The following is an 18,072-nucleotide window of genomic DNA, read 5'->3' on the forward strand; positions in this document are numbered from 1 at the left end:
TCCTCCGGGAACCGCACGCGTCCCGCCGCCGATCTCCGGCCGCGGGTCCGCTGCCCGTGGCCGCACTGTCTTACAAAAAGCTCTGCGGGTCGACATCGATCGCGACCCGGACGTTGCCACGCACCTTCGGGCCGCGGGCGATCCAGGCGCGCAGATAGGCCTGCATGTCGATGTTGCGCTCCGTCTTCACCAGCAGCCGGAAGCGGTAGCGGCCCCGGACCAAGGCGAGCGGCGCCTCCGCGGGCCCCAGCACCATCACACCCTCCGGCGGATCGGCGGCGCGGGCGAGCGCCTGTCCGTGCGCCTCGGCGACCTCCCGCTCGGCGGCCGAGACGATCAGCGCGGCGAGCCGCCCGAACGGTGGCAGCCCCGCCGCCTCGCGGGCGTGGATCTCCTCCTGATAGAAGCGCTCCGCATCCCCCGACAACAGGGAGGCGATCACCGGGTGTTCGGGCTGGTAGGTCTGGACCAGCGCCCGGCCGGGCTTGTCGCCGCGCCCGGCCCGGCCGGTGACCTGCTGAAGCAGCTGGAAGGTGCGCTCCGCCGCCCGCGGATCGCCAGAGGTCAGTCCGATATCGGCGTCCAGAACGCCGACCAGGGTCAGGCTCGGGAAGTTGTGGCCCTTGGCCACCAGCTGCGTGCCGATGACGAGGTCGCATTCACCGGCCGCCACCGCCTCCAGCTCCTGTCGCAGGCGGTCGGCGCCACCGGGAAAGTCGCTCGACAGCACGACGATGCGCCGGTCCGGGAACAGCGCGGCGGCCTCCTCGGCGATCCGCTCGACGCCGGGGCCGCACGCGGTCAGGTTGTCGAAGGTGCCGCACTCGGTGCAGGCGTCGGGCCGCCGCTCGGTGTAGCCGCACTGATGGCAGACGAGCGCCCGCCGGAACCGGTGCTCCACGAGCCAGGTCGAGCAGTTCTTGCACTGATAGCGGTGCCCGCAGGCCCGGCACAGGGTCAGCGGTGCGTAGCCCCGGCGGTTGAGGAACAGCAAGGCCTGCTCGCCCCGCTCCAGGGTATGCTTCACGGCGTTGACCAGCGGCGGGCTGAGGAAGCGGCCCCGCTCGGGCTGGTCCTTGCGCATGTCGATGGCGGCGATGTCGGGCAGGCGCCGCCCGCCGAACCGCTCCGGCAGCAGCACGTGGCGGTAGCGCCCGCGCGCCGCGTTCACCCGGGTCTCGATCGACGGCGTCGCCGAGGCCAGCACCACCGGACAGCCCTCCAGGCGCCCGCGCACCACCGCCATGTCGCGGGCGTGGTAGTGGACGCCGTCCTCCTGCTTGTAGGCCGCTTCGTGCTCCTCATCGACGACGATCAGGCCGAGGCGGGCGAACGGCAGGAACAGCGCCGAGCGCGCGCCCACCACCACCAGAGCCTCGCCGGCCGCCACCGCGGCCCGCAGTCGCTCGCGGCGTTTGCCGCCGATGCCGGAATGCCAGGCCGCCGGCCGGACCCCGAAGCGCTGGGCGAACCGGTCGAGGAACTGCGCCGTGAGGGCGATCTCGGGCATCAGGATCAGCGCTTGGCGCCCCGCCCGGACGCAGGCCGCGACCGCCTCGAAATAAACCTCGGTCTTGCCGGAGCCGGTGACGCCCTCGAGCAGGATCGGCCGGTTGTCGGCCGCCTCCGCGTCGGGTTGCAGCCACGGGAACCGCTCGACCAGTTCCGTCACCGCCTCGGCCTGGGCGGGCGAAAGCGGCGTGCGCGGAAAGTCCGGCTCGGGGGGCAGGGCGACCGGCTCGGGCTCGACCGCGATGGTCTCCAGGACGCCGTCGTCGATCAGGCCGTCGATTACCGAGAGCGAGACCCCGGCTTCCTTGGCGAGCGCGCTCTTGCCGCGCAGCGCACGGTCCGCGGCCGTCGCCACGACCTTGGCTCGCGCCGCGGTCGGCCGTGAGGGCGGCTTGTCGGTGAGGCGCACCGCAACCCGGGCGGTCTCGGCGGCGGCGGCCTCGTCGGGCAGGCGCAGCACCATGGCGAGCGCCGAGCCCTTCGGGGCGAGGGTGTACCGGGCGATCCAGTCGACCAGACTGCGCAGCGGCTCCGAGAGCGGTGCGTAGGGGAGGGTGCCGGTCACGGGGCGCAGGTTCGAGCCGCCGGCCGTCTCGGCCAAGCCCCAGACGACGCCCACGATCTCGCGGGGCCCGAGCGGCACCTGCACCACGTCGCCGACCGCGAGGTCGAGGCCGCCGGGCACGGCGTAGCTGTAGGGCGCATCGAGCGCCAGCGGGATCAGGATCTCGGCGACAAAGGGCATGCGGGCGTATCGGGCGGGTCCGTTCCGGGTCCGTACCACAGGGCCGGGAAAAGAACCCGCGGCTTCAGCCGTCCCGCAGACCCGGCACCAGCGGCAGGGCGGCGAGGCTCATGGCCGCCATCGCCCAGAAGGCCGGTGCCCCGAAGGCGCCGAAGAGCGCGCCGGAGGCCAGCGTCGCCAGCACGCCGGACAGGCCGAGGCCCAGGGTCCCGTAGAGTGCCAGCGCGGTGGCCCGACGTTCCGGGGGCGTCGCGGCCTCGATCAGGCCGAGGCAGGCGAGGTGCAGCAGGGCGAAGCTCAGCCCGTGCAGGACCTCCGCACCCGCGAGGACGGGGATCGCTGTGGTCGAGGCGAGCGCCGCCCAGCGCAGGGCGCCGGCCAGCGCCGCGACCGCGATTCCGGCCGGGAGCCCGATCCGCGCCAGGAGCCAGGGTCCGGCGAACAGGAACACCAGCACCTCGGCCGCCACCGATCCAGACCAGAGCAGTCCGGCGGTGCCGGCTCCAATTCCGGCAGCGCGCCACAGGATCATGGCGAAACCGTCATGCATGGCGTGGGCGCCGACCACCAGCGAAGCCGCGAAGACCACGCGCAGGAAGCGCGGCAGCCGCAGCAGATCCGCGAAGTTGTGCCACGGCATGGGGCCGTTTTGCGCGCCTTCGCGGACCGGCAGCGCCAGGGCCACACCCGAAGCGGCGATGAACAGGCCCCCGCTCGCCACCAGCGCGGCCCACAAGCCGGACGCGGCGATCAGCCAGCCGGCGGCGCCGGTGGCGGCGATGAAGCCGGCCGAGCCGGCCGCACGGACCCAGCCATACTGGAAGACGGCCCCGCCCCGGGCGGCGGCGAGCGCCAGCGCGTCGGCCAGCGGCGCAGGCGCGGCGGTTCCGGCCGCGTACAGCAGGGCCGGCCCAAGGAGCTGCCAGAACCCGACGCCGGGCAGGTGCGCCAGGACGGCGAGACCCGCGAGCGCGATGCTCGCCGCCAGGACGGGACGGCCGGCCCGGCTCCGGTCCGCGAAGGCGCCGGCCAGAGGGCCGATCACCAGCCGCAGGGCGCCGGCGGCTGCCAGGAGGGTGCCGATCTGCCCCGGCTCCAGCCCACGCGCCGCGAGAAAGCCCGGCAGGATCGGGGAGAGGAAACCGTAGGCCCCGTACAGGGCAACGTACAAAACGAGGAAGCGGGACAGACCACCCCGCCGAGCGGTGTCGCGCGCGCCGGGATCCATCGGAGCAGCCTCGTCAGGATGCGTGCGGCGGGCAGGGCGACATAGAGGTCCGATCGAAGAGAGACCGGGGTCGCTCCGACAACGGCCAGACAACAGCATCCGGATCGCCGAAGCAAATCACTGCTCCGGATGCATCGCCCGTTCAACCGGGTCAGCAATCAGCCGCCCCTACGTCCCCGCGCCTTGCAATCGCGCGGCCTTCGCAAACAACGTCTCGAAGCGGGCCCTCTCGTTTGCCGAGGGGCCGATATCCTCGCCGAAGGCCGATCCGGTCCGCGCTTCCGCGCGCGATCCTGTGCCAGGGTGCCGAGGAGCCGCCCCCGCGATCGGTCAATGCCCGCGCCGGCCTGCCGCCGCGGCGGCGGGGGTCTTGGCGATGCTCTGCCCGAGGCGCAGCAGCAGCATATCGATCAGCAATTGCAGTTCGGTATCCGCGACTCCTTCGAGCGCGTCGCGGCATTCGAGGGCCCGGTCGATGGCGACCGAGAGCGCATCCAGCGGCTCGACCGGCAACGGGGCGGCCTGCTCATCCTCGAGCCGGCTGTCGGTCACGTCGATGATGATGCCGTGCCCGGTCCGCCGGCTCGACGAGCCCGCCGGCAGCCGGCCGCGGTCGAGGATCCACCGGACCTGGCCGGCCGGCGAGAGCGTGCGGTACTCGGCCACGAACAGGCCGCCGCGCTCGCGGACCGCCTGGAACTGCCGCACCACCGCCGGCCGGTCCTCGGGATGGACGCAGGCCTTCGCGATCTCCAGCGGAATCGGCCGCCCGGCGAGGCCAGGATCGCCCGCGAGCACGTCGGCGGCGCCGGCATCGAGGGTGCAGCGATCGGACCGGGGCGACCACGACCACGCGCCGATCACGCCGGACGCGTCGAGGGCTGCCGACAGATCCACCGGCAGGCCGCGCGGGCGCTTGATCGCGTCGACAACCATGGGCGATCTCCGAAACCGGCGTGCCCCTCGCACGCATTCTTCGCAGTCATACAACCCATGATGGAATTAAGAGGCGGTTAACTCAACACCGCAACCTCAATGCTCTCCCGGTCATTCTACTGATGGATTGAGGTTATTCCCGCCGTCCGACGAACCGTCCCCGGTTTCGCGCCATGTCGATGGACGCGCGACGGTTGTACTTCATGCGCGGGCTTCAGCCGATCTGCGTGACCAGCGTGAACGCGCCGAACAGCAGCACCGCCCCGACAACAACCGCCAGAAGAATGAGCGCAGCCCGCGATTCTTGGATGTCCGACGCCATGAGCCTCCCCGATCGTATCGCCCGGTCCGCCGGGCCGCGCTCCGCGGCGCTTTGCGTGCCAGAGTTGCACCGATCGGCCTGGCTGTCGACGGTGGACGGCGCCATCGGGCGACAGGGATCTCTGGCCGAAACGGCGCCATCTTTGACCGGGTTCACCGCGCCGACCTAAGCAAGGTCCGGCACGATGCTTCGGCGATCGAGGGAGCGACCGATGCGAAGCGATGTTGCGTTCAGTTCGGAGGGCCGGACCTTGCGGGGCTGGCTCTATCGGCCGGACACACCGGAGGGCGCATCCGCTGCGGCCGTGGTGATGGCCCACGGCTTCTCGGCGGTGAAAGAGCTCCGGACCTTCCACGTCGCCCACCTTGCCGTAGCGGCCGAACGTGCCGACCGGTCTCGCGGTGACGCCGCTCCTGCGCGAACTGATCCTGCGGGCGATCCGCGATGGCCGGGCGGACGATCGGGGCGGGCGGCAAGGCCGCCTGTTCGATGTCCTGCTCGATGAGGTCGCCGCGCTCCCGCACTGCCCATGCTGCCTGGCGATGCCGGACGACCCGCGGCTCCGGCGTGTCTGCGACGCGATCCTGGCGCGTCCCGGCGACCGGCGGGACATGGCGGCCTTCGCCCGGGATGCCGGGGCCTCGCCGAGAACACTGGTGCGGCTGGCGGAACGAGAGCTGATGGTCCCGTTCTCAGTCTGGCGTCAGCAGGCCCGCGTCCTGGCCGCGTTGCCGATGCTGGTTGGAGGCGGATCGGTCGCCGAAACCGCGGCCGCGCTGGGCTACGAGACGCCCAGCGCCTTTGCGGCCATGTTCCGCCGGATCATCGGTGCAGCCCCGGCCGCCTATCGGACCCAGGGCGCGGATCCCGCCGCTGCCTTTGGACGAGCCGTACCGACCCGCAAGGCGAGCCGATCCGGTTGACGCGAGCTCCCGATGCGTCCACGTTTGTACCAATCGGTACAAACCGTGAGGATACGCTGATGTCGGACCGCCCGCCCTTTCCACCTTTCACCGCGGAGACCGCCGCCCAAAAGGCCCGCATGGCCGAGGATGCCTGGAACGGGCGGGATCCGGAGCGGGTCTCGCTCGCCTACACGCCGGACAGCGTGTGGCGGAACCGAAGCGAGTTCCTGTCGGGGCGCGCGGCGATCGTGGCGTTCCTCCAGCGCAAGTGGGCGCACGAACGCGAATACCGGCTGATCAAGGAGCTCTGGACCTGCGGCGGCGACCGGATCGCCGTGCGCTTCGCGTACGAGTGGCACGACGCGGGCGGGCAATGGTACCGCTCGTACGGCAACGAGAACTGGGAGTTCGACGCGCACGGGCTGATGCGCCGCCGGATCGCCAGCATCAACGATCTGGCGATCGCCGCCGCCGACCGGAAGTTCCATTGGCCGCTGGGCCGGCGCCCCGACGATCATCCGGGCCTGAGCGACCTGGGCCTCTAGGCACGGTGACGGTGCGCAGCGAGATTCTGCCGGCGCTCGCGGAGGTCTTTCGCGAGCACGGCTACGCGGGCGCCAGCCTCGCGCTGATCGGCAAGGCCACCGGCCTGGGCAAAGGCAGCCTGTACCACCTCTTCCCGGGCGGGAAGGCCGAGATGGCAGCCTGCGTGCTCGCGGAGATCGACGCGTGGTTCGAGGCCAACGTATACCGGCCGCTGCGCGAGGCCGACCGGCCCGAGACCGCGATCTGGGAGATGTTCGCGTCGGTCCAAACCTATTTCCGGTCGGGGCAGCGGGTCTGCCTCGTCGGCGTCCTGGCCCTCGGCAGCGGCCGTGATCTGTTCGCCGAGGCGGTGCGGGGCTACTTCGCCCGCTGGGTCGCCGCCCTCGCCGACGCATTGTTGCGTGCGGGGCACGATGCGGAAGCCAGCACGGCGCTGGCCGAGGACGTCGTCGCGCAGATCCAGGGGGCGATCGTGCTCGCGCGGGCGCTCGACGAGCCGGCGGTCTTCACCCGCGCGCTGGCCGCGCTACGGTCGCGGATCGCGACCGCAGCGGGCTGAGGCGTCGTCTCAGGCGGCGGTGCGGCTCTCGACCATCCGGGCCAGGAAGGCGCTGCCGATCGGGATAACCGAGTCGTCGAAATTGTAGCTGGCATTGTGCAGGCCCGGACCGGGGTTCGAGCCGAGCCAGACATACGCGGCCGGCACAGCCTGGGCCATGTCGGCAAAATCCTCGCTGCCCATCTTCGGGGCCGCATCCGCCTCGACATTGTCGGGTCCGAAGAGTTCGGTCGCCACCGCAGTCGCGGCGGCCGCCTGCTCGGGTGCGTTCTCCAGAACGGAGAACATGTCGTGGATATCGACCTTGATCTCGGCGCCGTACGCGGCGGCGAAGCCCGCGGCCAGCTCGCGCATGCGAGTTCCGGCGAGCGCGCGCAGTTCCCGATCGAAGGTGCGGATCGTGCCGGCCAGCTGCGCCGTCTCCGGGATGACGTTGTAGGCCGAGCCGGCCGAGATCCGGGTGATCGACAGCACGATCGACTTCAGCGGGTCGGCGTTGCGCGAGACGATCGACTGGAGCGCCTGGGCGAGCCCCGTGGCGATCACGATCGGGTCGATGCCGCCTTGCGGATGGGCGGCGTGCGCACCCCGGCCACGGATGTTGATGTCGAAGAAGTCGGCCGCCGCCATGAGCGGCCCGGGGCGCAGCTTGATCCGCCCGTGGCCGCCGCCCGGCTGGTTGTGCAGGCCGTAGATCTCGTCGCACGGGAAGCGCTCGAACAGCCCGTCCTTCAGCATCGCCCGGGCGCCGCCGCGGCCCTCTTCGGCGGGCTGGAACACGAACACGGCCGTGCCGTCGAAGTCACGGGTCTCGGCGAGGTAGCGCGCCGCGCCGACCAGCATCGTCGTGTGGCCGTCATGACCGCAGGCGTGCATCTTGCCCGCGTAGGTCGAGCGATAGGGGAGGTTGGTCTCCTCTTCGATCGGCAGGGCGTCCATGTCGGCGCGCAGGCCGATCCGGCGGCCATTATCGGTGCGGCCCTTCAGGAGCCCGACCACGCCGGTGCCGCCGACGCCGCGATGCACCTCGCAGCCGTACTGCTCCAGGAGATCGGCGACGATGCCGGCGGTGCGTACCTCCTCGAAGCCCAGCTCCGGGTGGGCGTGCAGGTCGCGGCGCAGGGCCGTCAGCTCGTCGGCATAGGTCTTGATGTGGTCGATCGGGCTCATGTGCTCGGGCTCTCGGGGGACGAAGGCGTGGACCGGGCCTCAGCGTCGCCGACGGCGTCCGCCTCGGTGCGCCGGAACGGCGTGAGCGTGTCGAGGACGTCGACCGCCTCGGCGACGTGGGCGCGCTCCCGCTGCAAATAATCGGCCACCGCCCGGCGGAAGGCCGGGTCGGCGATGTCGTGGGCGGAGTGCATCAGCACCGGCCTGTAGCCGCGGGCCAGCTTGTGCTCCCCCTGCGCCCCGGCCTCGACCCGCTTGAGCCCGCGGCGGATCGCAAAGTCGATCGCCTGATAGTAGCAGATCTCGAAATGCAGGAACGGGTGGTCCTCGATGCAGCCCCAGTTGCGTCCGTACAGCGCCGTGTCGCCGATCAGGTTGATCGCGCCGGCGATGTAGGCGTCACCGCGGCGGGCCATGATCAGCAGAACCCGGTCGGCCATGCGCTCGGACAGGAGCGAGAAGAACCGGCGGTTGAGGTAGGGCCGCCCCCATTTGCGCGCGCCCGTATCCATGTAGAAGGCGTAGAACGCATCCCAATGGACCTCGGTGATGTCGGCGCCGGTCAGGTGCTCGACGGTGATCCCGGGGGCTAGCGCGTCGCGCCGCTCCTTGCGGATGGTCTTTCGTTTTCGGGATGCGAGCGCGTTGAGGAAATCATCGAAGCTCGCGTAGCCGGCATTCTCCCAGTGGAACTGCTGGTCGGTGCGCTGCAGGAAGCCAGCGGCTCCGGCCCGCTCCCACTCGGCCTCGCGCATGAAGGTGACGTGGATCGACGACGCCTTGGTCTCGGCCCGGAGCGCCCGCAGGCCGGCGACCAGCCCGGCGGTCGCCTCGTCCGGATCGGCGCCCGGGGCGATCAGGAAACGCGGGCCGCTCACGGGGGTGAACGGCACGCTGACCTGCAGCTTCGGATAATAGGCGCCGCCGACCCGCTCGTAGGCATCGGCCCAGCCGTGATCGAACACGTACTCGCCCTGGCTGTGCGACTTCAGATAGCAAGGCGCCACCCCGAGCAGCGTACCTTCGCGCTCCACCGCCACGTGGAGCGGCAGCCAGCCGGTCTTGCGCGCGACGCAGCCGGATTCCTCCAGCGCCGACAGGAAGGCGTGCGAGACGAACGGGTTGTGAGTCTCGTCGCCCGCCGCCAAGGTCTCGGAGGAGAACGCGCAGGCATCCCAGGCCGCGGCGCCGATCTCCTTCAAGCCGGTCATCGCCCGCACGGTGAGCGAGGAGGTCTCCGGCGCCGGCCCGGGTGTTTGCTTCATGCGCCCAATCTAGCCGGGCCGGGCAGCCGGGCAAGCGGGCGGATGCGCGCGGCTGCCCGGCGGACTTGTCAGATGGACGACGGCGTCACACCGTCGGGCGGCAAAACCGAACGGCCCGCATCGATCACGGGACGAAACCCTCGAACACCATCTGGTCCGCGTGCGCGCCCGCGCGGATGCGCTGGTCCTCGGTCCGCACCGTCCAGGCCATCACCGGGATGCGGCTGAGGAGCCGGCACAGGTAGGTCGGCGCGCAGGGGAGGTCGTCGACCCGCCAGGACAGGAAGTCGGGCCGCGACTCCGAAAAGTGCAGCAGGTTGGACAGGGCCCGGCGCGTCGCCCAGGGGAGGGCGGCATAGGCAGGGTCGTCCTGGGTGGTCTCGGCCACGATCCCACGGGGCATTGCGGGCGGGCAGAGATCCCGCAAGGCGGCCACCACCTGCGGGTCGAAGGACTTCATCGCCACGGGGCCGCCCGAAGCCACGGCGATCTCCGCCGCACGGGTCGCCAGCCGCAGGTCTCCATCGTAGCGGGACTTGACCTCGATCACGACCGGGACCGCCCCAGCCACCGCCGCCAGGAAGGCCGACAGGGTCGGGATCGTCTCGGCGGTCCCGCCGACAACGAGCGCCCCGAGTTCGGCCGCCGATTTGGTCCCGATCGCCTCGCTCGCCCCGGTCAGCCGGCCCAGCGCCGCGTCGTGGAACACCATCGCCTCGCCATCGGCGCTCAGTTGAACGTCGCATTCGATGGCAAAGCCCCCCGCCACCGCCGCACGGGCGGCAGCCAGGGTGTTCTCCGGCCGACCCGCCGCCCGGTCGTGCAACCCGCGATGGGCGATCGGCCGCGCGGTGAGCCAGTCGGGCGCAGCCACGCTCAGCGGACCTCGAAGATCGCCTCGACCTCGACCGCGGCGTCGAGGGGCAATTCGGCGACGCCGACCGTCGAGCGGGCATGGCGTCCGCTGTCGCCCAGCAGCTCGACCATCAGGTCGGAGGCACCGTTCATCACCCCGGCGACCGCGGAGAAGCCCGGGGCCGCATTGATGAAGCCGCCCAGCCGCACGCATTGCTCCAGGGCCCGGTCGAGGTCACCCACCGCAGCCTCGAGCTGAGCCAGGACGTTGAGGGCGCAGAGCCGAGCCGCCGCCTTGCCGGCCTCGGCCGAGACGTCGCCGCCGACCTTGCCCTTGTGCTCGGGGGCGATGGTCCCGTCCGCGCCGAAGCAGACCTGGCCGGAGATGACCACGAGGTTGCCGGTGCGCACGAACGGCACGTAGTTGGCCACCGGTGCCGCCGCCTTCGGCAGGGTAAGGCCCAGGCTCTCCAGACGGTCCTTGATCGTGCTCATGGGATTCTCCCGCGCCAACTCGAATCTGCGGCAGCAGGAGCATGTCCGCACCCTGCCGCGCAAGGGCATCGGCCGGGTGTCACACCGCTGAAATCCGATCCGCGCAAGCATCGCGCAGAGCTGCCGCGCACCCTGAACCGACGTCGCAACGTTGACAGGAGCCGGCCGTTTCATAGTAATCGCGCGCGTGCCGCCCATAACGAGGCGGCACTTTCATTTGGAGCCGGCACAATGCTTGCTCCGGTGCCTTGAGAGACGGAGACGGGATCCGTGACGTCAGCCCTTCTGCCGACCTACGTCCGCGCGCCGCTCGCTTTCGAGCGCGGCGAGGGCGCCTGGCTCGTGACGGAGGCCGGGGAGCGATATCTCGATTTCGGCGCCGGCATCGCGGTCAACGGCCTCGGCCACGCCCATCCGCACCTCGTCGGCGCGCTCACCGAGCAGGCCAGCCGGATCTGGCATACGTCGAACCTGTTCGAGATCCCGGGCGGCGAGCGCTTCGGGCGGCGTCTCGTGGACGCGACCTTTGCGGACGTGGCGTTCTTCTGCAACTCGGGGGCGGAGGCCAACGAGGCGGCGATCAAGATCGCCCGGAAGTATCACGCGGCCGGCGGCAATCCGGAGCGCTACCGGATCGTCACCTTCGCGGGCGCCTTCCACGGCCGGACCCTGGCGACCCTCGCGGCAGGCGGCCAGCAGAAATACATCGAGGGGTTCGGCCCCAAGGTCGAAGGCTTCGATCAGGTCCCGGCCGGCGACTTCGCGGCTCTGGAGGCCGTGATCGGCGAGGAGACGGCCGCCCTGATGATCGAGCCGATCCAGGGCGAGGGCGGCGTGCGGGTGATCCCGCATGCGGATCTGCGCCGCCTGCGCGAGATCTGCGACGCGCACGGCCTGCTGCTGATCATGGACGAGGTCCAGACCGGTGTCGGGCGCACCGGCAAGCTGTTTGCGCACGAATGGTCCGGCATCACCCCGGACATCATGAGCGTGGCCAAGGGCATCGGCGGCGGCTTCCCGATGGGCGCCTGTCTCGCCACCCGCGAGGCAGCCCGCGGCATGACTGCCGGCAGCCACGGCACCACCTTCGGCGGCAACCCGCTCGCCATGGCGGTCGGCAACGCCGTTCTCGACGTGGTGCTGGCGGATGGGTTCCTCGACCGCGTCGCCCATGCCGGGCTGCTGCTCAAGCAGAAGCTGGCCGCCCTGCGCGACCGCCACCCGCACGTATTCCAAGAGGTCCGAGGCGAGGGACTGATGCTCGGCCTCAAGCTCGGCGTGCCGAACACGGATTTTGCCGCCGCCGCCCGGGCCGCACATCTTCTGGTTATCCCGGCGGGCGACAACATCGTCCGCCTGCTGCCACCGCTGATCGTCGGCGACAGCGAGATCGACGAGGCGGTCCGGCGGCTGGACGAGACCGCCTCCTCCTTCGCAGCTCTGCGCGGGGCGGCCGAATAGCAGGCCGATCCCGCTTCTACGAATCACCGCCCAGCGCCGCGTTCCGGTGCCGGGCGGTGCGAAGCATTTTCGGGCACGGTCGATCCCGCCGTGCGTGACGAGAATGCCCCTCACCAGGAGATAGAGTGTCGTTCATGATCAGGTGATCGTGGAGCAGGCTCTAGCGAACGTGACGCGATGAAAGCCCAGATTGACGGCCGGGCGCGTGCCCCAGTCCCGCACCTGAACGGTGCCGGCCCCCGCCACTTCCTCGACCTCAAGGACTTCTCCGGAGCGCAGCTGCGCGGGGTGCTCGACGCGAGCGCTGCCATCAAGGCGCGCCGCCGCAAGGGTGAGCGCGCCGCCGAGCGTCCCCTGGTCGGCAAGACCCTCGCGATGGTGTTCGACCGGCCCTCGACCCGGACGCGCGTCTCGTTCGACGTGGCGATGCGTGAACTCGGCGGTGAGACCCTGATGCTGACCGGCTCCGAGATGCAGCTCGGCCGGGGCGAGACCATCGGCGACACCGCCCAGGTCCTGTCGCGCTTCGTTGACGCGATCATGATCCGCATCCTCGACCACGGCCAGATGCTGGAACTGGCCGAGCACGCGACCGTGCCGGTGATCAACGCGCTGACCAAGGTCTCGCATCCGTGCCAGATCATGGCCGACGTGATGACCTTCGAGGAGCATCGCGGGCCGATCAAGGGCCGCACGGTGGCGTGGTCGGGTGATTCGAACAACGTTCTGGCGAGTTGGGTCCACGCGGCCGCGCGGCTCGATTTCCGTCTCAACATCGCCAGCCCGCCCGAGCTCGCCCCCCCGCCCGGCCTGATCGCCTGGGCGAAGCGCGAAGGCGCGACGGTCAATGTCGGCACCGACGCCTTCGCGGCCGTGGCCGGCGCCGACGCCGTGGTGACGGATTGCTGGGTCTCGATGGGCGACGACGACGAAGGCCACCGCCACAACCTGCTGAACCCCTATCAGGTGAACGCCAAGCTGATGGCGGCCGCCAACCCGGACGCGATCTTCATGCACTGCCTGCCGGCCCACCGCGGCGAGGAAGTCACGGCCGAGATCATGGATGGGCCGCGCTCCGTGGTTTTCGACGAGGCCGAGAACCGCCTGCACGCGCAGAAGGGGATCCTGGCCTGGTGCCTGGGCGCGGAGACGCCCTGAACGCAGGCTCGCGCACCGCACCGGTCCCGATTTTCGAGGCGGGGCGGTCGCGAATGTCGGAATGCCGCCCCATATACGGGTGAGCGGGCGGCTTTCGCGGCCCGCCTCCCCATCACGGCTGCCGGACGGCAGTATCCCGGCGACGGATGTGGCGCGATGCGCCCCTTCTCCCGTGCCGGCGCGGGCGGGGTGAGGGAACAGATCGCTCCAGACGGGTCCTCTTCCTCACGCCATTCCCCTCCCTGCGGGAGCGGGACCCGCGCCCCGGCCTGTCGGAGCGGCCGTCGCGGGCGCCGAATGGATCGATCGGAGCGGGCATGACCTCAGGAACAGAGTCGCAATCCCAGGTGCAGGCGGTCGGCAACGGCCATGACGGCGCGGACGATGCCGTACTGCCCTTTGCCGTGGAAGCCCTCGACGTACGCGGGCGGCTGGTCCGGCTCGGCCCCTCGGTGGATACGATCCTGCGCCGTCACGGCTACCCGGATGCCGTCGCCCGGCTTCTGGGCGAGGCCGCCGCCCTGACCGTGCTGCTGGGCTCGTCGCTCAAGTTCGAGGGCCGCTTCCAGCTCCAGACCAAGACCGACGGTCCGGTGGCGATGATCGTCGTCGACTTCGAGGCGCCCGATCGCCTGCGCGCCACCGCGCGGTTCGACGCCGACCGGGTCGCCGCCCTGGGCGAGCGCCCGCTGAAGGACGCCGACCTGATCGGTGCGGGCCACCTCGCCATGACCATCGACCAGGGCTCCGCGTCCAGCCGCTACCAGGGCGTCGTCGCCCTCGAAGGCCAGAGCCTGGAGGAGGCTGCGCACCAGTATTTCCGGCAGTCCGAGCAGATCCCGACCCAGGTGCGCCTCGCGGTCGCCGAGGCGGTGGAGGAGGGGGCTGCCCGGTGGCGGGCCGGCGGCCTGATCGTGCAGTTCCTGCCGCAGTCGATCGACCGCGCCCGCCTCGCCGATCTGCCGCCGGGCGACATCCCGGAGGGACATACGCATCTGTCCGGTCAAGCTGTCGAGGACGATGCTTGGGTCGAGGCGCGTTCTCTCGTCGGCACGGTCGAGGACCACGAGCTGGTCGATCCGAACGTGTCCAGCGAGCGCCTGCTCTACCGGCTGTTCCACGAGCGCGGCGTGCGTGTGTTCGACCGTCAGCCGGTGCACGAGGCCTGCCGTTGCTCCCAGGAGCGCGTCATGGGCATGATCCGCTCGTTCTCGCCTCAGGAGCGGCGCGACATCATCGCGGATGACGGGCGCATCGTCATCACCTGCGAGTTCTGCTCCCGCCGCTACGACCTCGACCCGCAGGAGGTCGAAGCCGAAATCGGCGCGCAGTCGAACCAGTAGATACTTAGCCAGCAAGACCGATCTTCCGGTCTCGGCTACCGATAACGGTCAAGCTTCTCCGCGCGAAACGCTGTCACCTCAGTATTCGATGCGCGAATTTTTAAGGATCCCGGACAGAACCGTTTTCGGACCTTCGACGTTGCGTGGCTGCTTCAATATCGGAGGAGACGCCATGCGAACGTTGTCGATCGGGTTGGCCGCGCTGCTGATCAGCACCTCGGCCTATGCGCAGCAGCCGGGCGGGGCCGATCGCGGCACCGGGATGGCCGGCCGGGCCGAAGCCGGCGGCTCGGCATCGAGCCTGCGGACCGGGTCCGACCGGACCGCGTCACAGGCCGCCGATCAGGCGGCAGCGGGACGCACCGGTGCGGAGATCGGCCGGGCCGCGCAGGGTGGGAACGGCAACCGGGCTTCCGGTGACCGGGCAGCCCAGGATCGCGGGCGGGCCGACTCGGAAGCCGGTGCGCGCGGCGGCCGGGATGGTGCGCGGGGCGAGCGCGCCGAGATCCGGGGTGGGCGCAGCGAGAGCCGCACGGAGCGCCGGACCGATGTCCGGTCGGATCGAGTCGGAGGCGGCGTCCGCCGCGAGGGCCGGTTCGTGGTGATCGGCGGCCACCGGGTGGTCTACGGATCGCCCGAGTACCGCCGCCTGATCGTTACCGAGAATCGGGGGCCTCGGGTCCGGTACGTGGTGATCCGCGGGCAGCGCGTCCTCTATGGCTCGCCCGAGTACCGCCGCCTCGTCGGCGTCCGCGAGAGCCGGCCGCGGGAACGCTTCGTGACCATCCGGGGCCAGCGTGTCGTGTACGGCTCGCCCGAGTATCGCCGCCTGGTATCGGTGCGCGAGGAGCGGTTCGTGACGATCCGCGGCCAGAGGGTGCGCTACGGCTCCGATGAATACCGTCGCCTGAGCGGCGGCGGCACGGTCAATGCCGGCTTCCGGGCCGAGACCCGCGCCGGCGTCCGCACGGACCGTCGCGATCAGCGCGACGGCGCCCGCAATACTGACGGCGGCGACAGGGATCGGACGGCCAATCGCCAGGGCCGGGACGACGGCACGCGTAGCGGCGACATGCGGGGCGGCCGACAGGACGGCATCCGCGATGCCTCCGAGCGCGGCGACCAGCAGGGTGGCGCGCGGCCGGCCAACAACGACGGTGGCCGGATGGGCAACACCGAGCGCGGCGGCATGAATGCCGGTGGCGCTCAGGGCGGCGCAGCGCAGGGAGCCGGAAGGGTCGGCCGCGAGCCCGGCGCCGGCCGCAACTAAGCAGAGGTCCGGGAGGGGTCCGCGCGGCCCCTCCCGCATCCGCCGCGGGATCAGACTTTCAGCACCGGTTCGGCGATGTCGCCGCTGCCGCGGTTCTTGAGATAATCCGGCTGGAACAGGCACATCCGCACGGCGTCGCGATAGCGGCCGTTCACGAAGAACTCGTCCTTGAGCACGCCTTCGGGATGGAAGCCGCAGCGCTCGTAGATCCGCACGGCCCGGGCATTGTCCCGGTCCACGTGTAGGTACAGCTTGTGGATGTTGAGCACGCTGAACGCGTAATCCATGGCGATCCGGGTCGCCTGCCAAGCATAGCCACGGCCCTGGAAGCTGGGGTGGATCGCGATCTGGAACTCGCAGCGCCGGTGCAGGTGGTTGATCTCCACGAGCTCGATCAGCCCCGCCGGTTCGCCGCTCGGATCGGCCACGATGAAGCGGCGCTCGGTCTGGTTGTGGATGTTGCGCTCGTAGAGCTGCTGCAGCTCGGCGAAGGACTCGTAGGCCTCCTCGAACCAGTAGCGCATGATGCTGTCGTTGTTGTTCAGCTGGTGGACGAAGCGCAGGTCCTCGCGTTCCAGCGGGCGCAGCTTGATGGTGATGCCGATCAGCGCGTTCATGACGCACAAGCCTCGATCAGGGCCCTCAGGAACCGCTCGCCCTTGCCGAGCGCGTCGAGGGTGATGAACTCGTCGGGTTGGTGGGCCTGGGCGATGTCGCCGGGGCCGCAGACGACGGTCGCGATCCCGGCCTGCTGGAAGCGACCGGCCTCCGTGGCGTAGGGCACCGCGATGGTGCGGTTGCGCCCCGCGAGCCGCAGGCACAGCCGTTCGGCCTCTGAGCCTGGATCTGGTGCGAGCCCAGGAATATCGACCTCCTCGAGCGTCTCGATTCGCCCGTACTCACCGTAGCGGTTCAGGCGCTCGCGCGTCACCCGCTCGACCACCTCGCCGAACAGGCGCGGAACCTCGGCCGGGTCGAGGTCCGGCAGGCCGCGGTATTCCCAGAGGAAGCGGCACTCCTTGGCGAGGATGTTGCGCGCCGTGCCACCGTGGATCGTCCCGACATGGACCGTGGTGGCGGCCGGATCGAAGCGCCCGGAGGCGTCGCCGCGCTCGATCATCAGGTCGGCGATCCGGTTCAGGCCGGCGACCAGCTCGCAGGCCGCCGCGACCGCGTTCGCCCCCAGCGCCGGCCGTGCCGAATGGGCCTCGTGGCCGTGTACGGTGGTCAGGCAGGTGACGATGCTCTTGTGCGCGTCCGCGACCTCCATGCCGGTCGGCTCCCCGACGATCACGGCGCCGGGCCGCGGGAGGTCGGCACCGAACCGCGTGATCACATCCATCGAGCCGAGGCAGGTGGTCTCCTCGTCGTAGGACAGCAGGATGTGGATCGGCCGCGTGAGGCTGGCGGCCAGCATGTCGGGCACCAGCGCCAGCGCCAGGGCGTCGAAGGCCTTCATGTCGACGGCGCCACGACCGTAGGCCCGCCCGTCGGCGACGCGCAGGGTGAACGGGTCGCCGGTCCAAGCCTGACCCGCCACCGGGACCACGTCGGTATGGCCGGAGAGCACGACGCCGCCGTCGACCATCGGGCCGATCGTGGCGAACAGGGCGGCCTTGTCGCCGGCCGCGTTCGGCAGGCGCAGATAACGGACACCCCAACCGTCGAGATAGGCGCAGACGGAATCGATCAGGGCGAGGTTCGGTTTGTCGCTCTCGGTATCGAACGACACGAGGCGAGCGAGCATGTCGAGCGGGCTGAGCCGCTCGCCGATCCCAGACATAGGTCCCTCCGGAGCGAGACCCCGGAGCCGGGACCTCAGTGCAGGCTGCGGCGGACGTGCGGGCTGTCGAGGGAGAAGGCGGGAATCTCGGCCTCGAAGCTCTCGCCGGCCACCGTCGCCATGGTGTAGCTGCCGGCCATCAGGCCGTCGGGCGTGTTGAGCGGGCAGCCGCTCGTGTAGCAGAAGGACTCGCCGGGCTCTAGCACCGGCTGCTTGCCGACCACGCCCGTGCCCCGCACTTCCTGGCAGGCCCCGTGCCCGTCGATGATGCGCCAGTGCCGGGAGCGCAGCTGCACCTGCTCGCTGCCGGTGTTCACGATCTCGACCGTATAGGCGAAGAAGTAACGACTTTCATTCGGCGAGGATTCCTCCTCGACGAAGCGGGGCTCAACGGTCACACGAATTCCCCGCGTCTCGGCCTTGTACATCGCCCTATTAGGCCCTTCTTCGAACGGTGCGATTCGATGAAGACGAATTGAACGCGCTTCACTGGCGGTGGTAGTGGCCAGTGAAATCGGC

General features: G+C 70.6%; 17 protein-coding genes. 7 read left to right on the forward strand and 10 right to left on the reverse strand.

All coding sequences use genetic code 11. From position 1 onward, the window contains the following. Positions 1 to 70: 70 nt before the first annotated feature. From ACYQPG_RS13300 to ACYQPG_RS13310, 3 genes are all read right to left on the reverse strand, one after another. Positions 71 to 2,257 carry a primosomal protein N' gene (locus ACYQPG_RS13300; protein ID WP_461231122.1) on the reverse strand — a complete coding sequence of 729 codons (2,187 nt, stop codon included), beginning with the start codon at positions 2,255 to 2,257 and terminating at the stop codon, positions 71 to 73. 64 nt (positions 2,258 to 2,321) lie between these two features. Beyond that, complete coding sequence (locus ACYQPG_RS13305; RefSeq protein WP_461231123.1) at positions 2,322 to 3,485, reverse strand: MFS transporter; 1,164 nt, start codon at positions 3,483 to 3,485, stop codon at positions 2,322 to 2,324. 330 nt (positions 3,486 to 3,815) lie between these two features. Continuing rightward, positions 3,816 to 4,421 carry a PAS domain-containing protein gene (locus ACYQPG_RS13310; protein WP_147908803.1) on the reverse strand — a complete coding sequence of 202 codons (606 nt, stop codon included), beginning with the start codon at positions 4,419 to 4,421 and terminating at the stop codon, positions 3,816 to 3,818. A gap of 705 nt (positions 4,422 to 5,126) precedes the next feature. Here ACYQPG_RS13310 and ACYQPG_RS13315 point away from each other — a divergent pair. From ACYQPG_RS13315 to ACYQPG_RS13325, 3 genes are read left to right on the forward strand one after another with little or no spacing between them, the layout of a single operon-like run. Then, positions 5,127 to 5,666 (forward strand): AraC family transcriptional regulator, encoded by a 540-nt coding sequence (locus ACYQPG_RS13315; RefSeq protein WP_461231124.1) that lies wholly within the window; start codon positions 5,127 to 5,129, stop codon positions 5,664 to 5,666. 59 nt (positions 5,667 to 5,725) lie between these two features. Next, positions 5,726 to 6,193, forward strand: a complete 468-nt coding sequence (locus ACYQPG_RS13320) for a nuclear transport factor 2 family protein (protein ID WP_147938348.1) — start codon at positions 5,726 to 5,728, stop codon at positions 6,191 to 6,193. A 5-nt stretch (positions 6,194 to 6,198) separates the two neighbouring features. Beyond that, positions 6,199 to 6,753 carry a TetR/AcrR family transcriptional regulator gene (locus tag ACYQPG_RS13325; protein ID WP_461231125.1) on the forward strand — a complete coding sequence of 185 codons (555 nt, stop codon included), beginning with the start codon at positions 6,199 to 6,201 and terminating at the stop codon, positions 6,751 to 6,753. Positions 6,754 to 6,762: 9 nt separating this feature from the next. Here ACYQPG_RS13325 and ACYQPG_RS13330 read toward each other — a convergent pair whose 3' ends face one another. From ACYQPG_RS13330 to ACYQPG_RS13345, 4 genes are all read right to left on the reverse strand, one after another. Next, positions 6,763 to 7,923, reverse strand: coding sequence for a M20 aminoacylase family protein (locus ACYQPG_RS13330; RefSeq protein ID WP_147908808.1), 1,161 nt, complete (start codon positions 7,921 to 7,923; stop codon positions 6,763 to 6,765). After that, positions 7,920 to 9,188, reverse strand: a complete 1,269-nt coding sequence (locus ACYQPG_RS13335) for a GNAT family N-acetyltransferase (RefSeq protein WP_461231126.1) — start codon at positions 9,186 to 9,188, stop codon at positions 7,920 to 7,922. Before ACYQPG_RS13335 ends, ACYQPG_RS13330 begins: the two co-directional genes overlap by 4 nt. 124 nt (positions 9,189 to 9,312) lie before the next feature. Beyond that, the gene (locus ACYQPG_RS13340) at positions 9,313 to 10,062 is read right to left on the reverse strand and encodes a glycerophosphodiester phosphodiesterase family protein (RefSeq protein ID WP_147908810.1); all 750 of its coding nucleotides are present in this window, start codon (positions 10,060 to 10,062) and stop codon (positions 9,313 to 9,315) included. A 2-nt stretch (positions 10,063 to 10,064) separates the two neighbouring features. Next, a complete protein-coding gene (locus ACYQPG_RS13345) occupies positions 10,065 to 10,538 on the reverse strand; it encodes a RidA family protein (protein WP_419829613.1) in 474 nt (157 codons plus the stop codon). 270 nt (positions 10,539 to 10,808) lie between these two features. On the opposite strand from ACYQPG_RS13345, the gene ACYQPG_RS13350 reads away from it, so the two are divergent. The 4 genes from ACYQPG_RS13350 (at position 10,809) to ACYQPG_RS13365 (ending at position 15,770) form a co-directional block, all read left to right on the forward strand. Then, positions 10,809 to 11,999, forward strand: a complete 1,191-nt coding sequence (locus ACYQPG_RS13350) for an aspartate aminotransferase family protein (protein ID WP_419829614.1) — start codon at positions 10,809 to 10,811, stop codon at positions 11,997 to 11,999. Positions 12,000 to 12,176: 177 nt separating this feature from the next. Continuing rightward, complete coding sequence (gene argF, locus ACYQPG_RS13355) at positions 12,177 to 13,157, forward strand: ornithine carbamoyltransferase (RefSeq protein WP_147908813.1); 981 nt, start codon at positions 12,177 to 12,179, stop codon at positions 13,155 to 13,157. 317 nt (positions 13,158 to 13,474) lie between these two features. Further along, the gene (locus ACYQPG_RS13360) at positions 13,475 to 14,500 is read left to right on the forward strand and encodes an Hsp33 family molecular chaperone (protein WP_147908814.1); all 1,026 of its coding nucleotides are present in this window, start codon (positions 13,475 to 13,477) and stop codon (positions 14,498 to 14,500) included. A 172-nt stretch (positions 14,501 to 14,672) separates the two neighbouring features. Continuing rightward, positions 14,673 to 15,770, forward strand: coding sequence for a hypothetical protein (locus ACYQPG_RS13365; RefSeq protein ID WP_461231127.1), 1,098 nt, complete (start codon positions 14,673 to 14,675; stop codon positions 15,768 to 15,770). Positions 15,771 to 15,820: 50 nt separating this feature from the next. Here ACYQPG_RS13365 and speG read toward each other — a convergent pair whose 3' ends face one another. The 3 genes from speG to apaG are packed head-to-tail and all read right to left on the reverse strand — an operon-like array spanning position 15,821 to position 17,981. Next, positions 15,821 to 16,387 (reverse strand): spermidine N1-acetyltransferase, encoded by a 567-nt coding sequence (speG, locus tag ACYQPG_RS13370; RefSeq protein ID WP_147908816.1) that lies wholly within the window; start codon positions 16,385 to 16,387, stop codon positions 15,821 to 15,823. Beyond that, entirely contained in the window at positions 16,384 to 17,553 is a 1,170-nt protein-coding gene (gene argE / locus ACYQPG_RS13375) for an acetylornithine deacetylase (protein WP_419829616.1), read from the reverse strand. Before argE ends, speG begins: the two co-directional genes overlap by 4 nt. A 35-nt stretch (positions 17,554 to 17,588) precedes the next feature. Further along, on the reverse strand, positions 17,589 to 17,981 hold the full coding sequence (apaG, locus tag ACYQPG_RS13380; protein WP_147908818.1) for a Co2+/Mg2+ efflux protein ApaG: 393 nt from the start codon (positions 17,979 to 17,981) through the stop codon (positions 17,589 to 17,591). Between the last annotated feature and the right edge of the window lie 91 nt (positions 17,982 to 18,072).

It is taken from the genome of Methylobacterium sp. CM6246, assembly GCF_054818005.1.

Bases quoted from the DNA above. Each gene is read 5' to 3' on its own strand.
- ACYQPG_RS13300 (WP_461231122.1), bottom strand. From the start codon at position 2,257: ATGCCCTTTGTCGCCGAGATCCTGATCCCGCTGGCGCTCGATGCGCCC.
- ACYQPG_RS13305 (WP_461231123.1), bottom strand. From the start codon at position 3,485: ATGGATCCCGGCGCGCGCGACACCGCTCGGCGGGGTGGTCTGTCCCGC.
- ACYQPG_RS13310 (WP_147908803.1), bottom strand. From the start codon at position 4,421: ATGGTTGTCGACGCGATCAAGCGCCCGCGCGGCCTGCCGGTGGATCTG.
- ACYQPG_RS13320 (WP_147938348.1), top strand. From the start codon at position 5,726: ATGTCGGACCGCCCGCCCTTTCCACCTTTCACCGCGGAGACCGCCGCC.
- ACYQPG_RS13330 (WP_147908808.1), bottom strand. From the start codon at position 7,923: ATGAGCCCGATCGACCACATCAAGACCTATGCCGACGAGCTGACGGCC.
- ACYQPG_RS13335 (WP_461231126.1), bottom strand. From the start codon at position 9,188: ATGAAGCAAACACCCGGGCCGGCGCCGGAGACCTCCTCGCTCACCGTG.
- ACYQPG_RS13345 (WP_419829613.1), bottom strand. From the start codon at position 10,538: ATGAGCACGATCAAGGACCGTCTGGAGAGCCTGGGCCTTACCCTGCCG.
- argF (WP_147908813.1), top strand. From the start codon at position 12,177: ATGAAAGCCCAGATTGACGGCCGGGCGCGTGCCCCAGTCCCGCACCTG.
- ACYQPG_RS13360 (WP_147908814.1), top strand. From the start codon at position 13,475: ATGACCTCAGGAACAGAGTCGCAATCCCAGGTGCAGGCGGTCGGCAAC.
- ACYQPG_RS13365 (WP_461231127.1), top strand. From the start codon at position 14,673: ATGCGAACGTTGTCGATCGGGTTGGCCGCGCTGCTGATCAGCACCTCG.
- speG (WP_147908816.1), bottom strand. From the start codon at position 16,387: ATGAACGCGCTGATCGGCATCACCATCAAGCTGCGCCCGCTGGAACGC.
- argE (WP_419829616.1), bottom strand. From the start codon at position 17,553: ATGTCTGGGATCGGCGAGCGGCTCAGCCCGCTCGACATGCTCGCTCGC.
- apaG (WP_147908818.1), bottom strand. From the start codon at position 17,981: ATGTACAAGGCCGAGACGCGGGGAATTCGTGTGACCGTTGAGCCCCGC.